A 3,247-nucleotide genomic window follows, 5' to 3' on the forward strand; every position below is an offset into this window, starting at 1 on the left:
AGGAAAAATATTCATCAGGGGAGAAGAAGTAAAAATTACCTCTCCTCCTGAAGCAATTAGCTTGGGAATTGCGCTTCTTCCTGAAGAGAGAAAAACACAGGGACTTATTCTTTTACTTTCGGTTCTTGACAACTTAGGTTTACCCATTCTACCTAACATTGCTAATGCAGGATTTATTGATGAAGATAGATTAAAGCAAATTGGTGAAGAAATGGTAGAAGCTATGAATATTAAAACACCTTCTCTATACCAGAGAGTCATGTATCTTTCTGGAGGGAACCAGCAAAAAGTAGTTTTAGGTAAATGGTTTGCCAGGAAGTGTGATATCTATCTTTTTGATGAGCCTACCCGAGGAATAGATGTGGGAGCTAAGGTAGAAATTTACCAATTGATGAATCGTTTAGTAAGTGAAGGGGCGGCCATAATTATGGTTTCCTCAGAACTACCAGAAATTTTAGCTATGAGTGATCGAATTTTAGTAATGAGAGAAGGAAAGATAGCTGGAGAAGTAAATAGAGAGGAGGCGAATCAAGAATTGATTCTAAACTTGGCGCTGGGAGGAAAGAATCATTATGCCCGAACCCCTTGAAACGAAGAAAGAAAAAGCTAGCCTGGTAGAACGGTTTTTGATTTTATGGGATAGAATAGGTATTTTATTGGCTTTTATAGTGGTGTGTATTTTATTTGGAATTCTAACCCCCGTTTTCTTCAATCCCCTCAACATTTTAAATGTTATCCGCCAGGTTTCTATAATCGGAGTAATCGCAGTAGGGATGACTTTTGTAATTCTCCTGGGAGGCATTGATTTATCGGTAGGATCAGTGGTGGCTTTTACCGGAATTATTGCTGCTGGTTTCCAAGTAAAATGGGGAGGAAGCCTATTTTTGAGCATAGTTATTCCTCTCCTAATAGGCGGAGGTATTGGCTTTCTCAATGGTTTTATTTCTACAAAAGGAGGCCTCCATCCTTTCATCGTTACCTTAGGAACTATGAGCATATTTCGGGGTGCCACTCTCTTAGTAGCTAAAGGAAGGCCTATTTCTGGCATGAGCCGGTCTTTCCGCTTCATTGGAGCAGGAATGATTGGTCCTATCCCTTTTCCGGTTATTCTCTTTTTAGGGAGTGTTATTATTGCTGCTATAATTTTGAGGAGAACAGTATTTGGTCGCTACATTTATGCTATAGGAGGGAATGAGGAGGCAGCACTGCTTTCCGGAATAAGAGTAGACCGATATAAAGTCAGTGCTTTTACTATTTTGGGCTTTCTTTCAGCACTGAGCGGTTTAATTTTAACTTCTCGGCTTAATTCTGGAGAATTGGTAGCTGGTGAAGGTTATGAGCTGGACGTCATCGCCTCAGTAGTTATTGGAGGAACTAGTATGATGGGAGGAGAAGGAGGAGTTTACGGTACTTTAATAGGAGCTCTTCTCATTGGAGTTATATCTAACGGATTGAATCTTTTGGGGGTACAGCCATACTGGCAGATGATTGTGAGAGGGTCAATTATAATTTTAGCTGTGCTGATGGATAAGATGAAAAGAAGATTTAGAACTGCTTAATTTATTTCTGGAAAAGATTTAAAATCTTTTCCAGAAATAAAAAATAAAAGGAGGTCGATGGAATATGAAAAAACTTGGAGTGGTAGGTATTTTGGTGATTTTAGTGGCTTCCTTGTGTCTGGGTTCTTTAGCTTTAGCTCAGGAGCAGCTTACCATTGGTCTTTCCTTTCCCAGCCTCTCCTTTGCCTGGTTTGCTTTTTTGGAAGAGGCGGTTAAAGAGAAAGCAACCCAGATAGGGGGAATCGAAGTTATATCTTTGGAAGCAGAGGATAACGTAGCAAAGCAAATCTCCATTATTGAAGATATGATCATAAGAGGAGTGGATGGAGTACTACTTGTTCCCATCGAAGTAGAAGCAGTTGTCCCAGCGGTAGAGGCGCTTAATAAAGCTAATATCCCGGTAGTCACTGTAGACCGAAGAATCAAAGAAGACGCTCCAGTAGAGGTTTTATGCCATGTAGGAGCAGATAACGTAGAAGGAGGGAGGAGAGCAGCAAAATTTATAGTAGATGAACTCATCGAGAAATACGCTGAACCTAAAGGTACGGTCATTGAGCTCACCGGGACTCCAGGAGCAGGTCCTGCTATTGATCGAAGCGCAGGATTTAATGAAATTATGGAACAGTATCCTGATATTACCATTAAAGCTCAAACTGCTAACTTCCGCCGGGATGACGGCATGAAGGTGATGGAAGACTTCATCATGAGCACTCCCCAGATTGATGCTGTTTTTGGAGCCAATGATGAGATGATTTTAGGTGCCATTCAGGCTATAGAAGCCAGTGGTAAGTTAGATGTCAAAGAGGTGATCACTGTTGGTTTTGATGCTCTTCCCGAAGCGCTACAATTGATTGAAGAGGAAACATTAGACGCTACCATCGAACAGTTCCCGGGAAGACAAGCCTCTACTGCTTTTGAAATCTTGGTTAAATACCTAAGAGAAAAAGCGGAACCAGAAAACAAAGTGATTTTGATTGAGCCTGCAGTTATAACTAAGGATAACCTGTACGAGGCAGAAAAGAGTATTCAGTAAAATTTATGAGCCGCCTTTGTTTGATTGAGGCGGCTCATAAATTTTACTGTGCTTGAGCATTAGATGGATTAAAGTTTACGGGCAATCTCCCATTGATACGTGACATAAATGCAACAAGCTACAAGGTAATAGTTATCCTTCTAACCGGTTTTTTTCACAGAGAACTATCTTTCTTAGTACAAGTAATAGAACAGGGAGTTCAGAGGTATCCCCACCCCTCTTTCTAGGAAAAGTACCAAAAAATATACCAGTATATTTTTACAAGACTTTCTAGCCATAACTATGGGATGAAACAAAAAAAGTCTTATGAGAACTTCTCAAAAGTTAATAACGAAGGAGAAAATAAAAATATCGCTCCTACAATGGGTTGACACTATCATAGAGCTCATAATCTATTGACAGGTTTATTGATTACAAACTATACTTAGTGTCGAAATTTAGGAAGTAATTTGGCACTTATCAAACAAGATTGTTTTTGTGTTTTTTAATCTCGGTATTATGATTCAAAAGAAGCTTTAAGAGTTTTTTCAGGAGCCGAGAGAAATAGCTTTGAAAATATCTCATGTTTTAAGCGGGTTTTGTTAGGGTGTAAGGAAGTAGGAAACAAGTTTCCTTATAAACTCCTGGGGCGGGGATGATAAGGTGTGTTTTACTG

At 39.6% G+C, this 3,247-nt stretch carries 3 protein-coding genes; all 3 read left to right on the forward strand.

Annotation, left to right across the window (positions count from 1 at the left end):
• The coding region (locus GXZ17_RS09140; RefSeq protein WP_409376979.1) for an ATP-binding cassette domain-containing protein at window positions 1-589 on the forward strand (589 nt) is incomplete at its 5' end.
• The gene (locus GXZ17_RS09145) at window positions 573-1,559 is read left to right on the forward strand and encodes an ABC transporter permease (protein ID WP_409376980.1); all 987 of its coding nucleotides are present in this window, start codon (window positions 573-575) and stop codon (window positions 1,557-1,559) included. The genes GXZ17_RS09140 and GXZ17_RS09145, both read left to right, overlap by 17 nt.
• A gap of 64 nt (window positions 1,560-1,623) precedes the next feature.
• On the forward strand, window positions 1,624-2,592 hold the full coding sequence (locus tag GXZ17_RS09150) for a substrate-binding domain-containing protein (protein ID WP_409376981.1): 969 nt from the start codon (window positions 1,624-1,626) through the stop codon (window positions 2,590-2,592).
• Window positions 2,593-3,247: the final 655 nt, after the last annotated feature.

This window comes from Candidatus Sordicultor fermentans, assembly GCF_012728195.1.
GTDB lineage: Bacteria > Atribacterota > Atribacteria > Atribacterales > Caldatribacteriaceae > Sordicultor > Sordicultor fermentans.

What these genes read in the sequence shown, in the direction of transcription:
- GXZ17_RS09150 (WP_409376981.1), top strand. Translation starts at nt 1,624, where the DNA reads ATGAAAAAACTTGGAGTGGTAGGTATTTTGGTGATTTTAGTGGCTTCC.
- GXZ17_RS09145 (WP_409376980.1), top strand. Translation starts at nt 573, where the DNA reads ATGCCCGAACCCCTTGAAACGAAGAAAGAAAAAGCTAGCCTGGTAGAA.